This window comes from Larkinella sp. VNQ87, assembly GCF_049445795.1.
GTDB lineage: Bacteria > Bacteroidota > Bacteroidia > Cytophagales > Spirosomataceae > Larkinella.
Genome location: NZ_JBMSDT010000001.1, coordinates 379,047 through 396,820, shown reverse-complemented (window position 1 = coordinate 396,820; position 17,774 = coordinate 379,047). Strand labels below are relative to the sequence as shown.

Below are 17,774 nucleotides of genomic sequence, written 5' to 3'. Positions count from 1 at the left end.
TTTTTTCGCTTGTTTCATCACGTTGTTCATTTGGGGTTGTTCTCTTGTTGCCAATCGGTTGTTTACTGCTTAAAAGCCGGGTTCGTCGGCGCTGGGGCCGTAGCTGCCCGGGATCGGAATGTTCAGCAAGCGGAGGTAAACGCCGAGCTGGGCACGGTGGTGAACCGTCTGGCTATACGCAATCCGGACCATCTCGCCTTTTGACGTGTCGCTGAGAATTTGTTCGCCGTCGCGCAGCACCCAGCGGCCCTCAAAATCCTCGTCGTTCGCTTTAGCCAGTTCGGCATGGCCCTCCGCCAGCGACTGTTCGAAATAGTCTAGCAATTGTCTGGTGTTGTTGATCTCCTTGGGCTGATAGGGTGTGGTGGCAAAATCCAGTTCATCGGTGGTCAGGGCCAATGACACCCAGCTCGGTAATTCGGCAATGTGCGTCGCTAGCGCCCGGAGGGTCATGCTTTTGGGGTGCGGTTGCCAGTCGAATTGGTCGTCAGGTATGCGGCTCAGCATCTTCCGGGTGGTGTTGGCTTCCTGATCCATTTCCTTCAACAGCATTTCAGTGAACTGTGACATAATTGTTGGGGTTTGTTTACGCTACAAAGTAAACGTCGCCCTGTGACAGCCCTATGTCAGTAGCTTTTGCCCGGAAAAGAATAAAGTTACCGGTCGATCACGACCCCGTCGAAATCCCCCAGTTTTCCGACTTCCAATTCAACAAAACCGTTTTTCCAGGCAAACGGAACCGGTTTTTCGGTGACCATTGAAAAGACTTTTGACGGTTTGAAGGGCACCTGAATCCGGAACGTGAGATCGTACACCGGCAGGGGCGCAAAGTAGGTGTTGCCGCTAAAACCGGTCAGGTTGACTAGATGCAGAATCAGGCCGTCAGCAGTTTTTGTGTTCAGCTTGGCCGGACTATTTTTGGTGTATTGCTGGACGATAACTTCCACCCGTTCGGGAGCGTTGGTTTTGACAAGCTGGGTGGCTTCCGGGTAGAGATAGTCAATAGCGTCCAGCAGCAGATTCTTATGCTGTTCGTAGCCGTGCATGTAGTAAAGTTTGCCCAGATTGACGGGCAGGATGGCCGCTTTGCTTTTCGGATGATTTTTGATGCCCATTGCGTAATACCCCGTAAGATCATGACCGCCGATGATTTCGGGCGGACCCGGGCGGCCTTTCGCCAGGATGGGTAAAAACCGCTGATCCGTTCCCTTCAGGTCGTAGAGGCCCAGATTGAATTTCCAGAAGAGCATTTTCTGTTGCTGAAACCGCTTGAAAACTGCCCTGTTATCCGGTTGCAGGTAAAAACCGGCGCCATCGTGGTCTTTCTTTTCAATTTTCGCGCCAAACAGTTCCTGCAAGGTTTCGGGATTGTCGAACAGCGTCCGGTTGGTGGCAATGAGGTGGGTTCCCTGCTGACTGGCTTCTTTCAACACCCGGATGGCTTCGGCGCTCAGGTACGTAATTTCCGGCAGAATGAGCAATTTGTACGTTTTTACTTTTTCAGCCCGGTGGGCCAACTGCGCGTCCTCGATGATGTCGAACGGAATGTGGGCTTCCTTGAGCATCAGCAGAATGCCCCGGTATTCCTGCATGGGTTCACCACTCGGCCACGCGCCCGGTGCCACGACGGCAATCTTGGCGACCGACTGGTATTTCCCGAAATACGGTTCGTACTTTTTGTGGTGGGCGTAGATTTTTCGGACCACCGCAAAATTGCGTTCGTCTTCGTAGCCCCGCATATCGCCCATCAGGCTGATATCCAGGCCCGAGCCGTTGGCGATGTTTTCGTATAACCGAATCCCGACTTCCTCGGGCTCGACGGCGTTGTAGCGCGACTGAAACGAAATCTGCTGGATGCTGGCGTTGCTAATGACGTGATCCGGAAACGAATTAACGGCGTTGCCTACGTTGTCGGAAGCTGTGTAGGGCCAATAGGGCAGGCTGGTGTTCGACTGCGACTCGTGCCGGATGATATCGACGTATTTGTCCAGGTACGTACAGATCGCAATTTGCTGGTTTTTAGATTTTACCAACTCGTGTAGCCGCTTCGACCAGTCCTCGACGGTCGCTTTTTTAAACGTCAGATACTTTTGAAAAACCGGGTCGGCTTTGTCCTCAACGGTCGGCAGTGTCAGGCCGTTGCTGAACTGAGCGAAGGCTTTTTTATCGTAGTCGTTCTGGTCGATGCCGTGGTATTTGCCTTCGTAGGGGTTGTTGACCTGATAGCCCGGCATGTTCAGGAAAATGCCGTCAATCGGAAATTGGTCGATCACTTCGGCGATGATTTTGAACGCCCGGTCCTGAACGTACGGTGCGTTGATCGACACCACGTACATGTCGGTGTTGATGATACGCTCACCTTTGGGCGAGATGTAACACCAGTCGGGATGGGCTTTGAAGATGCTTTCGTGAACCCGGCTGAAATCGAACCGCACTATGACCCGGATGCCGTGCTGGTGACATTTCCGAATTACGTCGGCCAGCGTATTGGGCTTCATGTGGGGGTTGGTGTAATGAAAATCGAGCTGGGTGGGGTAGAAGGCCATGATGCCGCCCGCGTTGATCAACAGCGTGTTGGCCGAACAGTCCTGCAAGTCTTTCAGCAGGGAATCCGGGTTGAGCGTCGCGGCTTCGTAAGCAGGCAGGTTGGTCTGGATGACACGGAGGTTGTTGGGTTTCCACCACGGCAGGTTATCCGGCCAGTTTAGAACGGCGGTTTTCTGAGCGAAACCGGGAACAACGAAAGAAAGCAGACAGAAAAGAAGCAGGAACGACGGCTTTTTCACGGGCGGAGCAGGAGTCTGATGGCGCTTGAATACGCTAAAAGTAGTCAGAAAGTCGTCGCGAACCAACGGGGCCAGGCGAGGCAGAGCGGGGGCTGTCCCCACTCTCTACGTCAAAGCTAAAAACCGCCTGCCGATGAGCTACCGACAAATCCTCTACCAGATCGTTTTCGGTACCAAATACCGTCGGCCAACCAGCAACGAAGCGCATTGTACTGACTTGTATTGCTACATCTGGGGCATCATTAAAAGCCGAAACTGCTGCTTATTCCGCATCAACGGGGTTGAAGATCACCTCCACATCCTGTGTGATCTGCACCCAACGGTAGCCCTGGCCACGCTGGTCAAAGACATCAAAGCCGGGAGTTCCCTGTGGATGAAACAAAGCGGTTTATTCCCTGAGTTTGAAGGCTGGGCCGATGGCTACGGCGCGTTTACCTACTCGATCCGGGAGCGCGACAAAATCATCCGGTACATCCGGAACCAGAAAGAACACCATCGAAAACGATCGTTTCCCGATGAATTTAAAGCCCTGCTAGATGAACACGGCATCCGGTACGATGAAAAAACGCTGTTTGAAGCGGATTAGGTAAGGAGCAATCAGCGCCCTTCGGTACCAAACGGAAACAGCGCAGACGGAACGTGTGAACGGTTCATCAACTGCCCCAGTTCGCGGGCTATGTCGGCATGCCGGGCCGCCAGGTTGGTGCTTTCGGCCGGGTCCTTCGATAGGTCGTAGAGTTCAACCGGGCCGTTGGGCGCAGTGGCCGCGTTCAGCCGCACGGCTTTCCAGTTGCCTCGGCGTACCGCCTGCTTACCGCCCTGCTCGTGAAATTCCCAGTACAGGTAATCATGGTTTTTCTGAATGCCTTTGCCCGTTAAAGCCGGTACAAATGAAATGCCGTCGATATGCGCCGGAACTTTCGTGTCCGCCAGTTCGGCAAAGGTGGGCAGCAAGTCCCAGAACGCACCCACGTAGTCACTGGTCGTGCCGGGTTTGACGACACCGGGCCAGCGCGCAATCATCGGCTCGCGAATACCGCCTTCGTACAGATCACGTTTGAAACCGCGAAAACCGCCCCCGCTGTTGAAGAAGGCCGGGTCGGCACCTCCTTCGAGGTGCGGCCCATTGTCGCTCGAAAAAATAACCAGTGTATTCTGGTCCAGCCCTTTCGCTTTCAACGTAGCCATCAACTGGCCAACATATCGGTCAAGCCGGGTGACCATGGCGGCAAACGTTGCCCGGGGATATTCCTGCGATCCATACCCACCGCTTTTGGCATTGGGTCCATAATCAGCTCCCTTATACGGTTTTTCGGTAAATTTGCTTTTGTAATACTGAAAAAGGCTATCATCCGGCACCAGAAGCTCGGCATGGGGCAGGATGTACGGCAGAAACAGGAAAAACGGTTTGGTGGGGTCGCTCGACCGGACAAAATCCATCGCCTGTTGCTGAATCAGGTCGGGGGCGTATTGTTTCGTCTGCGTTAGGTTTTCGTTTTCCTTCAGAACAATCTTTTCGGCGTTGCTCCAGAGGTGGTTTGGGTAAGCCCGGTGTGCCAGGCTTTGGCAGTTGTAACCGTAAAACCGGTCGAAGCCCTGCCGGTTTGGATCCCCTTCGGAGTCCACCGGTCCTAGTCCCCACTTGCCGAAAGCTGCGGTGGTATAACCAGCTTTTTGCAGCAGCTCGGCTACCGTCACGACCGAATCGGCAATCGGTTGCTGGCCTTCCGGTTCCACGCTCTTATTGCCCCGGACGTAAGTATGGCCGGTATGTTGACCAGTCAGCAGCGCCGACCGCGAAGGTGCGCAGACCGAGGTACCCGCGTAAAACTGCGTAAACCGCATCCCCTCAGCCGCCAGTCGGTCGATATTCGGGGTTTTGATCAGCTTCTGACCGTTGACGCCGATGTCGCCATAGCCCAGGTCGTCGGCCAGAATGAAGATAATGTTGGGACGTTGCGTTGGTGCGTTCTGGCGGTTTTGTGCCCTGGCAAAAGGTTGCAGAACAAGCAGTAACCACAGAAAATGAAAAAAAAGGCGCATGAGTCAGTTGGTTTCGAATTAATGGAATAGCTGGGTGTTGCCTTTCTCCCAAACCGGCATGAGTTGCTCAATCAACTCCGGATGGGTGTCGGCCATATTCTGGTTTTCGTTCGGGTCGGTCTGGTGATCGTAGAGTTCAACGGTGGGCACATGGCGCAGCTTGCGGGCGTAGGCGTCCGAAACCGGTTTGTCCAGCAAAGCCCGTTCCTCGCCCAGCGCATACTGATTGAATTCGTCGCTGCCGTGCAAACTGGCGGGATTGACATGGGCCGGAACCGTCGGAGACGGAGTTAACGGAATTTTTGATTCATCGTATAAATCCCAGTATTGTTTGGGCGCGTTGAAGGGCAAATGGGGTTTGAAAAAGCCGACACCGAGAAAAAACGGTTGGTTTTTAGCCGATAACGCCCTCAATTTGGCAATGGCCAGATTCGCCGTCAGGCCATCGGGATATCCGTCATCATCGACCGCCGGGCCTTCATACGGCCTGACCTGCCCTTTCCGACTTTGCCGGTTCGAACCGTCGGCATAGCCAAAGAAGGCGTTCCAGCCCGTTCCCCATTTGCCCGCATCGAACAACAACTCGTCCCAACTGTGCGGAAGCTCCGGCTGATTGCTTTTCGGTTCGGTATACCCATACACATAGCCATCAGGCGAGTGGCTGATTTTGCCGATTCCGACCGTATGATAACCGTTCCGGCGGAGGTTGTCGATGAACGTTTCGGGAAGTTCGGGACGCGGTTTTCCGGCCAGTTGCTTTTCAATCGCTTCGTTTTGTAAATCAAGCGGTTTTCGGGGTAGTCTTCCGGTCAGCAGGCTATAACGTGAAGCCCCGCAGGTGGGTTGGGTGACATACTGACGGGTAAAAAGCGTGGCGCTTCGGGCCAACTGGTCCAGATTCGGCGAGTGGACAACCGGATTGCCATAACAACGTAAGTCCGGGCGTAAATCGTCGACAAAAATAAACAGCACATTCGGCCGGTTCGGCGGTTTCTGAAAGACCGGTATAAGTCCCCAAAAGAGACTCAGCAGGGCGGGAGCCAAAAAGACGAATCGGATGCGTGCGTTCATACTTACTAAAAACGGTTTCCGTTCAATCCTACTCAAGGTCCGGGCGTTGTCAACAGGAGTTACGGATTGACCGAAAACCGCAAACCGACAGTAAGAAGCCCCGGCCATACGTCCAGACCAGAATCGGAGGAGCATCGCCGGGGCTTTATTGATGTCTCAATCACTAACTTTGCTGATACGCCGGAGCAAACTCGTTCTGCGCAAAATCTTCCAGCGTTGTCGGGGTGGTGTTTTCGGCATTGCGCACAAAACCGCCGAGTAAGCTACCGTCGTTGACGCGTTGGCAGAATTCGATGTAATTGTCGGCCAGACTGGGTTTGAAGCCTACCTGAAGCATCCCGGCGCGGGCCTGATCGTACGGAAAGAAGGTCCAGGCCAACTCCGGGTTTCCGATAGCCTGACCCAGGATTATGGCGGCTTCGTTGAAGGTCAGATTGCGGGGACCCGCAACGAACTGCACATTTTTGCCCGAAAAATCCAGGGCCAGCAACCGGCGAACAGCCGCGTCGGCGATATCGTTGGTGTGGACAAAGACCAGCGGTTTATCGCCTTCAATCGGGAACCCGGCTAAAATCCCGGCCTGTTTCAGTAATCCGATGCTGCTAAAAAAATTCTGATAAAAAAAACCGGCGCGCAGGTGGAGGGTGTTCAAACCATCGATGGCGTCCAGCTCGTTCTCGAGATACGTCATCCCCTGGATAACCCCGTTTTTCTCGGACAAATGCGCACCAAGGCTGCTCAGCGTTACGACGAAGGAAACGCCACTGGCCCGCAAGGCCGCTGTATGGGCATCCACGACACGCGTCTGATACGCCCTAAAATCATCAGTGACGAAGTTGGGCGGAACGAGGGCATAAACCGCCGTCGCTCCTGTATAAATTGTAGTTAAAAAATCGGCATCTTCCAGACTGCCGACGGCGGCCGTCGCGCCTTTGTCCGTAAATTCTGTCAGGTGTTCGGCCGTGCGACCGACAACAGTGACGGGTTTTCCGGCCGCTAGTAACTGATGGGCGATTCGTTTTCCCGTATTGCCACTGGCTCCTGTGATGACATACATGGTGATTTTTGTTTAAGGTTCGTAATAGGTACTTGACAAAGCTAGGCTCAATGGTTTACATTTGTCAAGTAATTACTTTATTGTTACCTAGTATCTATATGGAGACTTTAGCTGATAATCAAGACATTGATGGAAGGGCTTTTTCAGAAGAATTTTCGGATTTTACCTTGACGAAATGTCCGGTAACGCTGACGAACCTAATTATTGGGGGCAAATGGAAACCGGTCATCATTTATAATATCTCGCGGGGAATCCGTAGGTTCGGCGAAATGCAGCGGGCGATTCCGGGCGTGAGCAAGAAAATGCTGACGCAGGAGTTGCGCGATCTGGAACGAAACGGCATTCTGAACCGGAAGATTTACGCCGAAATCCCGCCCCGGGTCGAATACAGCCTGACGGAGCGGGGAGAGTCGGCTTTGCCGGTGCTGGAAGCGATGGTGCTTTGGGGACAGGAAGTAGCCAGAAGCTTTGGGATCAAGTAACTAAACAGCCTACTGAGCCAACCGACCGCCGTCGATGGACAGCGCAGCGCCGGTCAGGGTAGCAGCCTCGTCGGAAGCCAGAAACAGGCATTGAGTGGCAACGGAGTCAGTGGATTGGAATAAGCCAGACCCATCCGGTTTGGTGAGGATGTCTGGATTGGCAGGAGCGCCGTAATTTGTCCGATTGTCAGCATCGACGACTGCCCTGGCATTGGGGCCAAAAGCGTCATCGGGAGGATACACTCCGCCAAGGACTAGGGTTGAATCGATTCGGCCGTGGTGGGTTTTGCCGGTTGCAAACGGGACGGTTTTCCGGGCTTAGGTTGCCACAGATACGTATTGTCGTGATTTTTCTGAAGCCGGTAAAAGGCAATGGCCATCAGCACGGTAGCCGGAAAAGCCGCATACCAGCCCAGGGGAGCAATCGCCAGGCCAAAAACCGCCCCGTCCCAGCAGCCCAGCCGGAAGAGGTCGCCCTTTAGCAGCATCGAAAGGGCAATCAGGGCCTGCCCGGCCGCAATAGTCAGAATCATCGGTTTGATGATGGAGGCAAAAGGACCCAAAATAAACCGTTGATAGAGCGGAACCGCCGTATCGGCATAGTCCTGATAAACCCAGGGCGAGTCGAGGGCCGTCGACGCATTGAACCAGGCGGCCCAGGCAAACAGCAGCAGGAAAAACAGCCGGGTGAGCCGGGGCCAACGGCCGCTGCTCCAAATGCTGAACAGAAACACTGCATTAGCGATGGCGTACGCAGTCCAGAAAAACGTCAGGGAGAAAAACATGGCTGAAAGGCGTTAAGGGGTTTTGTACTGAAATCGTCCACCGCCAAGGGTGAGCGTGGCATAAAAGCCATTCAGGGCGTAGGCGGGTTTAATAACGGGAGGGCTCGCATCCGGGATGGTTTGCCAGAGGGCGGATTTGGCACTCGCCAGATAACCGAGCCGCAACCCCATCCACAGGCCCCGGATTTTGTTGGTTTTCGGCGAATTTTTGGCCGCAAACCGCTTCTGGATTTGAATGGAAAAATCGGTAGTGTGGCTGGACAGCATCCAGGTGATGGGGTCATTATCCGGTTGCTGAAGGGTTACCATCGCCGACGAAAACCCTTGTCCGATGGCTGAATAGAGCAGCCAACGGCGGTTGTCAAACAGCACATAACCGGCTTTAATCTGGCCCAGACCGCCGACGCGTTGCAACCGGGTTTGCCGGGCCGAAACCGTCCGGGCGTTCAGGGCCGAGGCCGAAACACCCAGCATGATCCGGTTCATCCGAAACCACCCTTCGGCACCACTGTAGACGAAATGATCGTTTAGGCGGGGAAACCAGTCGGGAGCGAACGACTGAGCCGCCATCCCCGCCTGGGGCGCATTCAGGTAGCCTAACTGAAAGATACCGAGGCTGCCCCGGACCGATTGAGCCCACGTCAAAGAGCCGAAAAAAAACAGGCCTCCAGCCAGTAAAATGAATTGGGCGACTCGTCTCATGGTTTTTCGGTTTTTATATATGTCCTGCGCAACCCAGGTTAATTGTCAAAGAGCTGATGCGTATAGGCTCGACCAGTTTTTTGCTTAATCTGAATGCGGTACACCACCGGGTAAACCACCTTAAAATCGGGAGGGGCTATTTCGCCCGGATAGCCCAGTTTTTCGTCGGCGAAGACCGGAATTTTATGGTGCTTCAGCAAATACAGGGCATAATCCCGGTCATCGTCGTGTAATTCTTCAAAGATGCCCTCGATTACCACACTCCGCCAGACACCCGGACGCAGGATCTCGTCGATCTCAAACGCAACGCGGGGATTCTTCCGCAGGAGCTGGGTTTTGGTGCCTTCCCGGGTGAGTCCCCAGATGGCGTTCCCGTCGTAATAATACATCATCGGCTCAACCAGAATCCGGTCGTCGGCGGCACAGGCCAGGCGTCCGTAGCGCTGATTGACCAGCATGGAATCGATGATTTCGGTAGAGAGTTCGGTTAACATGGTTTCGGAAAGCGGTCAGGTGTGATAAAACCGCTTGCCAAAATTATGGCCTGGCAGACTCTGGTAGAATGCGATTTGTTTCGGTGAAAAGTGATCTATATCAGGTTGTTAACGAAGTGTTGTCAGTGTCGGAACGCTTGGGCAGGCGTACTTTTGTTTCCGTTCTCCTTGTAACCCATACCGCTATGACTTTCGAACCTACCTGCCAGCAACTGGCCTTTGTCTTGCCCGAGTCTTTTATGAAGGCAGAATTGACCTTTCAGAAACGATCGGCACCTGAATCGGAAATCCACCTGGTCGTTCGGCCGAACCAACGCGCCCGGCAGGTGGTCTCGACCCGTCAGTTGAGCCAGGGTCTTTGGAAGGTCATGTTGAACTGGTGGGATGGAAAGAGCCATTACTGGACCGAAAAAGATATTAACGTTCTGTAAACCCGGTTTTTAACCGGCACGAACCCTTCAACACACGAATTCTTTCTACACGATTTAATCCAGTTTTCGATGAAAACCATTTTGTTAGCAACCGATTTTTCGCGGAATGCAAAACCCGCTTCCGACTTTGCGCTTCAACTGGCCGAGTTGCTCCAGGCCCGACTGGTGTTGCTCCATGTCTACCAGCATCCGCTTCGTCTAGCTCCTCTGCAGGCGGTTTTTACGCCGATGGAAGAAAAAAATAAGGTGAACGCCCGACGTCGGCTTTACCGGTTGCGCGACCGGATGAAGCAGGCGTCCGGTGGACAGGTGACCATCACGGTCATGGCCCGGCAGGGTAGCACCCAGCAAACCATCGCAGCCGTGGCGGTAGAACAAAAAGCGGATCTGCTGGTGATGGGAACTGCCGGGGCTAATTCGTCCAGTGTGCAGTATTTTGGGAGCCAGGCGACAGAGATGATCGTACGGACACCGGTTCCATTGCTGCTCATTCCGCCCGCAGCCCGGTTTGTCGCGTTCAAAAATGTAGTGGTTGCCCTTGATTTGAGCCAGCCCCTGGAGGCTACGGCGCTGGATGGGGTGTTGCGCTTTGCCGACCGTTTCAATGCGGTTCTGAACTTCTTGTGTGTTAGTTCGAAAGGCGATGATCTGGTCATCCAACAGACTGCCCGGAGCGTTCGTAATTTGCTGAGATACCGGGCGCATACACTATCAGTGATTGAGGGCGACGACCTGGCCGAAACCATTCGGCTTTTTACGGCAGAGAACCGGGCCGATCTGGTAATCATGTTACCGAAAGAGCATAATCGCTTCCTGTTTTCCATTCTGGAAAGCAATACCCAGCAGATTGCCCGCCAATCGGATGTTCCGGTGTTAGCGCTGGTATCATGACCTTTCCACCGGCGATGAAACCCTTCGTGATCTCGTCCCTGCTAACGGCCAACCACCTGAATCTGACGTTTCAGCGGCATTTTCCTTTTCTGAAATTACAGTTGTACAGCCCGTATGGCCGCCCACTCGAAGGAGCCGAAAAGGAATTGATGATGAACACCCTTGGACGGCCCCTGGGCGAACTTCGCTGGTTGGCCATCGATCCGGATATGTCGGTGAGTTCGTTCGAAACGACGTTTCATTACCTTTTCGGACTGCGGGTCGAGGTGTTGCGCAAAACCGGTTATACCTGGGATGATCTGGAACATACCAAACACTGGTCGTTGCGGCAACAGAATCGTAAAGGGGAGCAAATCGCGATGATGCACACAAACGATTCCGGAAATAACTTAATCAATTGAATGAGTATGAAAGAAGGTCCTCATAACGAAAAATAAGAGAGAGACTTTTACTTCTCTCTACTTGTGTCTGCTAGCCAGAATAAAAGAAGCGGGGGTGGAAAAAAGGAGGTTCTTCACTATTCGACAATGATTATGCATTGGATCAAAAATTAACCCGTTGAGAACCGAGGTTCCCAACGGGCGCTTCAGCCATCACACGTTTACGCACACTTTATCGTCGTAGGGCCAGTAAGGCCGAAGGGGTTTAACTTCTGGATCGGTGCCGGGCAATGAAGGCGTAAATCAGCAGCCGGGGGCGGAAAACGACAGCAAGCTAACCATTGAGCAGCCGACCCACTATGACGAAAGTCATATACGTCTTTGATTTTTGTCAGAAAAGCAGAAACCGCTTCGGTTTGCTGATAACACTCAGGTGGCTGCCTGTGGGCCGTCATGGCCGAAAAAGACGGTTTTGAGTTGATTTGTTCTGTCTAACCAAACGCATGTTACGCATGAAAACGATTCTGGTACCGACTGACCTTAGCCCAATGACAACCAACGCGCTAGCTGTAGCCGTTGGGCTGGCCCGTACCTATGGAGCTGAAATTATTTTACTCCATACGGTTGTCTACCCATTGATTCCACAACCCGCCGGGGACTTTACGCCCGAATACTCGATGGTCATGGCCGAGCACTATGAGGACACGTACCAGAAGGCCCGGGAAGCTATCGAGAAACTGGCGAACAATCCCGCCTACACCGGCGTAACGATCAAAACAACGCTGGGCAGCAGCCTCGATGGCCTGATTCGGTGTATCAACGAACAACCCGCCGACCTGATCGTACTGGCTTCGAAAGGAGCCTCAGGGCTGGCTGAGTGGGTGGAAGGTTCCACGGCGGAACTCATCGTTCGGTATGCCCATTGCCCGGTGCTGGTGATCAAGCAACCAATTGAACATTTTCAACCTGAAACGGTTATTTGCGGAATTGATATCGACGAACGGCTTAAGAAATTTCACCCTTCCCCGTTCCGGTTGACCGACCAGGGGCTGCAACACTTTGTCTACGTGCTAACGCCAACCGATGCGCGGCAACCCGATGGCATCCGGGAATGGATGGACGAGTTTGCGCTGGCGAAAGGAATCGGTCAGTATACGCTGAAAATCTGGCTGGATCGGAGCGTTCCCGCCGGTATTCTGCGTTACGCCGACGAGGTAAAAGCGGACCTGATTGTGCTCTACACACACGGACATAAGGGTCTGCAACACTGGATCCGGGGGAGTGTCGCCGAGGACGTGCTGAACCATTCGAGTATCCCGGTTTTGATCATGCGTGCTTAGGTATTCAGGTAAAATAAGTAATAGTGATTCATACGATGGAAAAGGACTTAGCGGGGAAAGTAGCCCTGGTGACCGGAGCGGCTTCCGGAATTGGCAAAGCCATTGCGGTTTTATATGCGCAGCAAGGGGCTAGTGTCATGGTTTCGGATGTCAACGAAACCCTCGGACAGCAAGTCGTTGCGGACATAACCGGTGCCGGTGGTTCGGCCCGGTTTTTCAAAGCCAATGTGGGCGATCCAGCCCAATGCCAACAACTGGTGGCCGAAACCGTCGCGGCCTTTGGTGGGCTCGATATGGCCTGCAACAACGCCGGAATCGGTGGAGAATTGAACCTGACGGGGGATTATTCGCTGGAAGGTTGGCAAAGAATCATTAACATCAATCTCAATAGTGTTTTTTATTGCCTGAAATACGAACTGGAAGTGATGCTGTCGCAAAACCGCCCTGGCTCGATCATCAACATGGCGTCGATTCTGGGACAGGTCGGTACGGTACAGTCGCCGGGGTATGTAGCCGCCAAGCACGGTGTGGTAGGGCTGACGCAAACGGCCGCCATCGAGTATGCGGCCCGCGGCATCCGGATCAATGCCGTGGGTCCGGCCTACATTGACACGCCCCTGCTGGGCAGCTTGCCGGAGGAAGTCAAAACCATGCTGATTGGTTTGCATCCAATTGGGCGGCTTGGCAAGGCCGAGGAAGTGGCTGAACTCGTGATCTGGCTGTCGTCCGAAAAAGCGTCGTTTGTCACCGGTTCGTATTATCCGGTAGATGGCGGTTACCTGGCTCGGTAAAGCGGTTTCAGGAATTTGCACAGAAGTTGGGCAAACTGGCGGGAATTACCCCCTTTGGTTTGTCCAACTGTTTTTTTGTCGTTTATTTTACCCGCAACCGATTCTCCTATCCATGATTATTACCCTGACGCTAAACCCCGCTGTCGATGTCAGCACCACCGTTGACCGACTGATGCCTGAACATAAGCTGCGCTGTGCCGCTCCCCGTTACGATGCCGGAGGGGGCGGAATCAACGTTTCAAAAGCACTCCGTCGGTTGGGCGGAAGCTCGTTATGCCTGTTTCCGTCGGGTGGAGCAATGGGAGCATTGTTGGAACAACTGCTGGCCGAACGGCAGATTGAATACCGTACGCTGCCCATGAGTGGCTGGACGCGGCAGAGCTTCGTTGTGACCGAAACCAGCTCGCATCAGCAGTTCCGTTTCGGATTGCCAGGCCCCACCTGGACAGAAGCCGAGGGAGAGTCCATTCTCGCGGAATTGCGCAGCCAGGCTGGCCCAGTCGAATATGTTGTCGTCAGTGGTAGCCTGCCGCCCGGTTTACCGACGGATTTCTGCGCCCGTATCGCCCGGATTGTCAAAGATTTGGGGGCCCGGCTGGTGCTCGATACCTCCGGCGAACCGTTGAAGCAGGCTGTCAATGAGGGCGTTTTTCTCCTGAAACCGAATGTGGGCGAACTGGCTGCGCTGGTGGGTGTCGATAAACTGGAACTGGATGAGGTGGACGATGCGGCTCTGACCATTCTGGAGAAAGGCGGCTGTGAAGTGATGGCCATTTCGCTCGGTCCGGCGGGGGCGTTGCTGGTCACCAAAGAAGCCGCTGAATCGAAAACCGCAACCCGACGCGGCATTTTGCATGTTTCGGCCCCGACCGTGAAAAAGCAAAGTACGGTGGGTGCGGGCGACAGTATGGTCGGCGGGATGGTATATGCGCTTCAGCAGGGCTGGTCGTATGAAGACATGCTCCGGCTCGGCGTGGCCTGCGGAACGGCCGCCACCATGAATCCAGGTACCGAACTTTTTCATAAAGACGATGTGGAACGGCTGCTGAACTGGATCAATCAACAGGCCGGATCAGCGTTTTGTTAAGCGGGTCCGGCGGGATAAATGGGTCGGTTTGCAAAACACAACAATGGCGATTCCGCCAACTGTGACGGCCATACCGATGTAATTCATCAATTCCGGTTTGCCCAGATCGGCCATGAATGCCATGTCCATGCTGGCGTGAAAAAGCGCGCAGGCCAGCACACTACCCCGGCTGCTGTTGAAAAGCCAGGTAAACAGAATCGCGCCGGTTACGAGACTGATCAGCCAGCCGAACAGCCCCGCCATATTCATCGTGTGATACCCGGAATTGACATAGAAAAACAGCGGCCAGTGCCAGATAGCCCAACCGATGGTCAGGAGCAGGGTGGAGGTGAGCGCTGAATACCGGCTTTGCAGACGCGGCAACGCATACCCCCGCCAACCGGTTTCTTCTCCAAACCCGACCACGAAAACATTCAGGGCGACAAATGCCAGTGGGCGAATGGTCTGCAATTCGTGCGAGCGCCAGATTCCGCTCCAGTCGAGGGTGGAAAGTTGCCCTTGCGTGGCGATCCAGGCGCAACCGGTGAGAAGTAGGAAAGGCAGCAGCGGAACCACCAGCCAGTAAAGTGCCGATCCCCGGGGAATCAACATGCTTCGCAAAAGAGCTCCTAAGCCGGTTTTTTCGGCCCGCCCGGTCCAGAAGAGCGCAGCCACGAGCGGTCCGAGCAGACCCAGGTAGTGTAAAAACGAAGAGGTTTGCCACGAGACCGGAAAGCCTGGCAGGAGGTAGGGTGACCAGCACAGCCATGAGAACGCATAGGCCATCAGAAAGAAACGGAATAGGCTTTTAAGAGAAGCAGAGGAAACGTCAGCCTGCAGGGGACGCTTTAGTTGGGGAGAGCGGTTATTTTCCATAAAACAGGAAGAAAGGTATGGCAGAAGAAGGTTTCATCGAACGATCAACGGAAACGACGTACAAAACAGACGGGTTGTTGAATCAGTCCGTCCGTTGAAGCCGTTTGGATAAAACCGTGAACAGGGGGGCTTCGGGGAGGCCTTCCTGTCGCCAGACTTCCTGTCCCTGCCGGACCAACACAAAGGCAGGTAATTGGGCCAGCCGGAAACTTCGCAGGACGTCGGCCTGGGCGTCGGCGTCAATTTTCAATACCCGAACCTGATCGCCGAATTGTTGCTGCACGGTGTCGGCCATTCGCCGTAACCAGTCATTTTGTTGATCAAACGGTTGGTCTGAGGGGATAAAAAACAGCAGCACAGAGGAGGCCGCCGTGATGGAAAGGGGAAGCGGTTTCAGGTAGTTTGTGTGGCGAAGATTCATCATGGTCAGCACGGTATCTAGTCGACAAGGAATGATACAAAATTGGCAGTTTGCCCAGCCAATTAAACTGACCCTCGTTAGATACCGCACTGATTGTTGCTGCCATACGCAGCTTTACAATTGAACTATTCCGGGCTAAAGCTGCTTTACTTCCCGGAATTAAGTTTTAGTAAAACCGCCTGCCCACCCGACGCCAGCAAGGAAGCCGGGAGCTTGTCTTTGGCGGTTACGGTCCGAACGGTTTTCCGAACCTTGCCCGTGCCGTCGTCCTCATGGCACTCCGCCGTGTAGGTTTTTCCGGGTTCCAGAAAGTTCAGGGGAAGGGCCACCGTACGGGGTTCCGTGCTGGTGATAGTGCCCAGGTACCAGTCGTTGCCCTTCCGCCGGGCAACCGAGACCCACTGCCCGGGCGCGCCTTCAATTACTTTCGTATCGTCCCAAACCGTCGGCAGGTTTTTCCAGAACGAAATTTCAGTCCGGTCCGGGTAATGTTCAGGTTTTCCGTACCAATACAGGTATTGCAGCGGGCTGAAGTAAATCACCGGCAGCGCCAGTTGGTGCCCTTTCGTGTTTTTGAGCCGGGGTTCGTTGAAACAAAAGGTGTAATCGGCGGCTCCCGCAATGAAGCGGGTAAACGGCAGGACGGTGTTATGGGTTGCATCCGGAAATTCCTCGTTGCCCCGGATGCCTTCCTGCGTCAGCAGGTTCGGAAATGTCCGGCTGAAACCGGTCGGGCTGTACTCGTCGTGAATGTCGATAACCAACTGGTGTTGGGCGGCTTTCCGGACGGCCTCATGCAGCCAGACCGTCCAGCGGTGTGAGCCGGTGTGTACAAAACCGAATTTGATCCCGCTGACGCCCCATCGCTGATACAGCGGAAACAGGGAGTCGAGCTGGCGTTCGAGCGCCCGATGGTTGACGTACAGAATGACCTTTTTGCCCTTCGAGCGGGCGTAGCGGATGGCTTCCGGCAAATTAAGGTCCCCCTTCGGATTCCGCCGGGGATCGACCGTCACGGTGGTGGCATCCGAACCGACTTCGTATTCGTGCCCGTACCAGCCCGCGTCGAAGTGGATGTATTCGATGTTCTGTTCCACGGCAAAATCGACCAGCTTCTTGGCCCCCGCAGTCGAAAGCGTGACCTCCCGCATCACTTTCCCCGGCTGAATCCAGCTTACGTCTTTTAGTTGGGTCGGCGGGTTCAGGTTCTGAATCAGGTAGTTGTGTTCCAGCAATTCGCCCGGCCGATTGGCCACCAGCACTACCCGCCAGGGCAGGGCATAGGGCGAGGTCTCGGTCACGTCTCCAAACAGGCGGCTGACCAGTTGGCCGTTGCTGGTCGTTTGCAGCCGGATGCGGGGGTAGTTGGTCTGTTCGGCCTGGGCAATGCAGGCCCAGGTGCCGTTGGCCAGTTTCAGCGTAAGCGGCAATTCGGCAGGTTGTTTCCAGCCACTGGGGGCGCGTTCTTCGTAACTGCCCTGGGCGTGGTCGGTAAAATAGGCTTTGGTGTCAGCGGGCAACGTAAAATGCGTCTGCTCCTGCCCGAAATCCAGAATCTGGGTCCGGATGTTTTCGGGAAACGAATACCGGAACGCGATGCCTTCATCATAGGCCCGGGCCACGAGTTGCAGAGTGCCCCGGTCGGCGGCTTCGTGCCGGAGCGTGATCACCAGTTCGTTGTAGCGGTCGAGAATGAGGGAGCGTTCTCCCCAAACCGGTTTCCAGACCGTATCCCGCCGGATTCGGCTCACCGACAGAATCCGCAGCCCCCGGTCCCAGCCCGTGTTCCGTCCGTTCGGATTGGCACTCAGACCCAGGGCAGAAGGCAAGATGACAGGCCGGTTCTGATCCTGAATTTCGTAAGTCGGCACGCCCTCCGCCCGAATCGAAAAGACGAACCGAAGACGACCGTTGGGCGAACGGACCTCCAGCGAATCGGGCGTCTGGGCGACCAAACCGGCGTGGAACAGCAGGAAAAAAAGCAGGAGACAAGTGCGTTTCGGAAGGATCATACCTCTAAAAGCTGAAATCCCGCCGTTTATAATACCCTTAGTTGAACTCAGGCTGACTGGGTCAGGCGTCATTCCTACGGCTTCAGGTGCCGGAGTGGCTTTCGGCCTGTAAACAAAACAGGGAACCGAAATCCGGTTCCCTGCGC

General features: G+C 54.4%; 20 protein-coding genes. 8 read left to right on the top strand and 12 right to left on the bottom strand.

Annotated elements, in window-relative coordinates:
* Nucleotides 1-69: 69 nt before the first annotated feature.
* Both ACO2Q8_RS01685 and ACO2Q8_RS01680 read right to left on the bottom strand, forming a co-directional pair.
* Complete coding sequence (locus tag ACO2Q8_RS01685) at nt 70-570, bottom strand: DinB family protein (RefSeq protein ID WP_423343038.1); 501 nt, start codon at nt 568-570, stop codon at nt 70-72.
* A gap of 86 nt (nt 571-656) precedes the next feature.
* On the bottom strand, nt 657-2,888 hold the full coding sequence (locus ACO2Q8_RS01680; protein ID WP_423343037.1) for an alpha-amylase family protein: 2,232 nt from the start codon (nt 2,886-2,888) through the stop codon (nt 657-659).
* Between the two features lie 31 nt (nt 2,889-2,919).
* On the opposite strand from ACO2Q8_RS01680, the gene tnpA reads away from it, so the two are divergent.
* Nucleotides 2,920-3,372, top strand: coding sequence for an IS200/IS605 family transposase (gene tnpA, locus ACO2Q8_RS01675; protein ID WP_423343036.1), 453 nt, complete (start codon nt 2,920-2,922; stop codon nt 3,370-3,372).
* Nucleotides 3,373-3,383: 11 nt separating this feature from the next.
* Here tnpA and ACO2Q8_RS01670 read toward each other — a convergent pair whose 3' ends face one another.
* The 3 genes from ACO2Q8_RS01670 to ACO2Q8_RS01660 form a co-directional block, all read right to left on the bottom strand.
* Nucleotides 3,384-4,829, bottom strand: coding sequence for an arylsulfatase (locus ACO2Q8_RS01670; protein ID WP_423343035.1), 1,446 nt, complete (start codon nt 4,827-4,829; stop codon nt 3,384-3,386).
* Nucleotides 4,830-4,847: 18 nt separating this feature from the next.
* Nucleotides 4,848-5,900, bottom strand: a complete 1,053-nt coding sequence (locus ACO2Q8_RS01665; RefSeq protein ID WP_423343034.1) for a sulfatase-like hydrolase/transferase — start codon at nt 5,898-5,900, stop codon at nt 4,848-4,850.
* Between the two features lie 163 nt (nt 5,901-6,063).
* Entirely contained in the window at nt 6,064-6,957 is an 894-nt protein-coding gene (locus ACO2Q8_RS01660; protein WP_423343033.1) for an NAD(P)H-binding protein, read from the bottom strand.
* A gap of 98 nt (nt 6,958-7,055) precedes the next feature.
* Between ACO2Q8_RS01660 and ACO2Q8_RS01655 the strand changes: the two genes are divergently transcribed.
* Nucleotides 7,056-7,439, top strand: a complete 384-nt coding sequence (locus ACO2Q8_RS01655; RefSeq protein WP_423343032.1) for a winged helix-turn-helix transcriptional regulator — start codon at nt 7,056-7,058, stop codon at nt 7,437-7,439.
* A 9-nt stretch (nt 7,440-7,448) separates the two neighbouring features.
* On the opposite strand, the gene ACO2Q8_RS01650 is transcribed toward ACO2Q8_RS01655, so the two are convergent.
* The 4 genes from ACO2Q8_RS01650 to ACO2Q8_RS01635 are packed head-to-tail and all read right to left on the bottom strand — an operon-like array spanning nt 7,449 to nt 9,420.
* Complete coding sequence (locus ACO2Q8_RS01650) at nt 7,449-7,682, bottom strand: hypothetical protein (RefSeq protein ID WP_423343031.1); 234 nt, start codon at nt 7,680-7,682, stop codon at nt 7,449-7,451.
* Between the two features lie 11 nt (nt 7,683-7,693).
* On the bottom strand, nt 7,694-8,224 hold the full coding sequence (locus ACO2Q8_RS01645) for a hypothetical protein (RefSeq protein WP_423343030.1): 531 nt from the start codon (nt 8,222-8,224) through the stop codon (nt 7,694-7,696).
* A gap of 12 nt (nt 8,225-8,236) precedes the next feature.
* The gene (locus ACO2Q8_RS01640) at nt 8,237-8,926 is read right to left on the bottom strand and encodes a hypothetical protein (RefSeq protein WP_423343029.1); all 690 of its coding nucleotides are present in this window, start codon (nt 8,924-8,926) and stop codon (nt 8,237-8,239) included.
* Nucleotides 8,927-8,964: 38 nt separating this feature from the next.
* Complete coding sequence (locus ACO2Q8_RS01635) at nt 8,965-9,420, bottom strand: pyridoxamine 5'-phosphate oxidase family protein (protein WP_423343028.1); 456 nt, start codon at nt 9,418-9,420, stop codon at nt 8,965-8,967.
* A 185-nt stretch (nt 9,421-9,605) separates the two neighbouring features.
* Between ACO2Q8_RS01635 and ACO2Q8_RS01630 the strand changes: the two genes are divergently transcribed.
* The 6 genes from ACO2Q8_RS01630 (at nt 9,606) to ACO2Q8_RS01605 (ending at nt 14,340) form a co-directional block, all read left to right on the top strand.
* Nucleotides 9,606-9,851 (top strand): hypothetical protein, encoded by a 246-nt coding sequence (locus ACO2Q8_RS01630; RefSeq protein ID WP_423343027.1) that lies wholly within the window; start codon nt 9,606-9,608, stop codon nt 9,849-9,851.
* 69 nt (nt 9,852-9,920) lie between these two features.
* On the top strand, nt 9,921-10,742 hold the full coding sequence (locus ACO2Q8_RS01625; RefSeq protein WP_423343026.1) for a universal stress protein: 822 nt from the start codon (nt 9,921-9,923) through the stop codon (nt 10,740-10,742).
* Complete coding sequence (locus ACO2Q8_RS01620) at nt 10,739-11,143, top strand: hypothetical protein (protein ID WP_423343025.1); 405 nt, start codon at nt 10,739-10,741, stop codon at nt 11,141-11,143. Before ACO2Q8_RS01625 ends, ACO2Q8_RS01620 begins: the two co-directional genes overlap by 4 nt.
* A gap of 491 nt (nt 11,144-11,634) precedes the next feature.
* Nucleotides 11,635-12,462 carry a universal stress protein gene (locus ACO2Q8_RS01615; RefSeq protein WP_423343024.1) on the top strand — a complete coding sequence of 276 codons (828 nt, stop codon included), beginning with the start codon at nt 11,635-11,637 and terminating at the stop codon, nt 12,460-12,462.
* A 35-nt stretch (nt 12,463-12,497) separates the two neighbouring features.
* Nucleotides 12,498-13,253, top strand: coding sequence for an SDR family NAD(P)-dependent oxidoreductase (locus ACO2Q8_RS01610; RefSeq protein ID WP_423343023.1), 756 nt, complete (start codon nt 12,498-12,500; stop codon nt 13,251-13,253).
* A gap of 112 nt (nt 13,254-13,365) precedes the next feature.
* The gene (locus ACO2Q8_RS01605; protein ID WP_423343022.1) at nt 13,366-14,340 is read left to right on the top strand and encodes a 1-phosphofructokinase family hexose kinase; all 975 of its coding nucleotides are present in this window, start codon (nt 13,366-13,368) and stop codon (nt 14,338-14,340) included.
* On the opposite strand, the gene ACO2Q8_RS01600 is transcribed toward ACO2Q8_RS01605, so the two are convergent.
* The 3 genes from ACO2Q8_RS01600 to ACO2Q8_RS01590 all read right to left on the bottom strand — a co-directional run bounded on the left by ACO2Q8_RS01600 (nt 14,326) and on the right by ACO2Q8_RS01590 (nt 17,628).
* A complete protein-coding gene (locus ACO2Q8_RS01600; RefSeq protein WP_423343021.1) occupies nt 14,326-15,105 on the bottom strand; it encodes a CPBP family intramembrane glutamic endopeptidase in 780 nt (259 codons plus the stop codon). The genes ACO2Q8_RS01605 and ACO2Q8_RS01600 overlap by 15 nt on opposite strands.
* A gap of 172 nt (nt 15,106-15,277) precedes the next feature.
* Nucleotides 15,278-15,619: a thioredoxin family protein gene (locus tag ACO2Q8_RS01595; protein ID WP_423343020.1), complete on the bottom strand. Its 342-nt coding sequence runs from the start codon at nt 15,617-15,619 to the stop codon at nt 15,278-15,280.
* Nucleotides 15,620-15,762: 143 nt separating this feature from the next.
* Nucleotides 15,763-17,628 (bottom strand): glycoside hydrolase family 97 N-terminal domain-containing protein, encoded by a 1,866-nt coding sequence (locus tag ACO2Q8_RS01590; RefSeq protein ID WP_423343019.1) that lies wholly within the window; start codon nt 17,626-17,628, stop codon nt 15,763-15,765.
* Nucleotides 17,629-17,774: the final 146 nt, after the last annotated feature.

What these genes read in the sequence shown, in the direction of transcription:
- ACO2Q8_RS01615 (WP_423343024.1), top strand. Translation starts at nt 11,635, where the DNA reads ATGAAAACGATTCTGGTACCGACTGACCTTAGCCCAATGACAACCAAC.
- ACO2Q8_RS01640 (WP_423343029.1), bottom strand. Translation starts at nt 8,926, where the DNA reads ATGAGACGAGTCGCCCAATTCATTTTACTGGCTGGAGGCCTGTTTTTT.
- ACO2Q8_RS01600 (WP_423343021.1), bottom strand. Translation starts at nt 15,105, where the DNA reads ATGGCCTATGCGTTCTCATGGCTGTGCTGGTCACCCTACCTCCTGCCA.
- ACO2Q8_RS01605 (WP_423343022.1), top strand. Translation starts at nt 13,366, where the DNA reads ATGATTATTACCCTGACGCTAAACCCCGCTGTCGATGTCAGCACCACC.
- ACO2Q8_RS01595 (WP_423343020.1), bottom strand. Translation starts at nt 15,619, where the DNA reads ATGATGAATCTTCGCCACACAAACTACCTGAAACCGCTTCCCCTTTCC.
- ACO2Q8_RS01665 (WP_423343034.1), bottom strand. Translation starts at nt 5,900, where the DNA reads ATGAACGCACGCATCCGATTCGTCTTTTTGGCTCCCGCCCTGCTGAGT.
- ACO2Q8_RS01620 (WP_423343025.1), top strand. Translation starts at nt 10,739, where the DNA reads ATGACCTTTCCACCGGCGATGAAACCCTTCGTGATCTCGTCCCTGCTA.
- ACO2Q8_RS01590 (WP_423343019.1), bottom strand. Translation starts at nt 17,628, where the DNA reads ATGATCCTTCCGAAACGCACTTGTCTCCTGCTTTTTTTCCTGCTGTTC.
- ACO2Q8_RS01685 (WP_423343038.1), bottom strand. Translation starts at nt 570, where the DNA reads ATGTCACAGTTCACTGAAATGCTGTTGAAGGAAATGGATCAGGAAGCC.
- ACO2Q8_RS01645 (WP_423343030.1), bottom strand. Translation starts at nt 8,224, where the DNA reads ATGTTTTTCTCCCTGACGTTTTTCTGGACTGCGTACGCCATCGCTAAT.
- ACO2Q8_RS01655 (WP_423343032.1), top strand. Translation starts at nt 7,056, where the DNA reads ATGGAGACTTTAGCTGATAATCAAGACATTGATGGAAGGGCTTTTTCA.
- tnpA (WP_423343036.1), top strand. Translation starts at nt 2,920, where the DNA reads ATGAGCTACCGACAAATCCTCTACCAGATCGTTTTCGGTACCAAATAC.
- ACO2Q8_RS01610 (WP_423343023.1), top strand. Translation starts at nt 12,498, where the DNA reads ATGGAAAAGGACTTAGCGGGGAAAGTAGCCCTGGTGACCGGAGCGGCT.
- ACO2Q8_RS01670 (WP_423343035.1), bottom strand. Translation starts at nt 4,829, where the DNA reads ATGCGCCTTTTTTTTCATTTTCTGTGGTTACTGCTTGTTCTGCAACCT.
- ACO2Q8_RS01625 (WP_423343026.1), top strand. Translation starts at nt 9,921, where the DNA reads ATGAAAACCATTTTGTTAGCAACCGATTTTTCGCGGAATGCAAAACCC.
- ACO2Q8_RS01630 (WP_423343027.1), top strand. Translation starts at nt 9,606, where the DNA reads ATGACTTTCGAACCTACCTGCCAGCAACTGGCCTTTGTCTTGCCCGAG.
- ACO2Q8_RS01635 (WP_423343028.1), bottom strand. Translation starts at nt 9,420, where the DNA reads ATGTTAACCGAACTCTCTACCGAAATCATCGATTCCATGCTGGTCAAT.
- ACO2Q8_RS01660 (WP_423343033.1), bottom strand. Translation starts at nt 6,957, where the DNA reads ATGTATGTCATCACAGGAGCCAGTGGCAATACGGGAAAACGAATCGCC.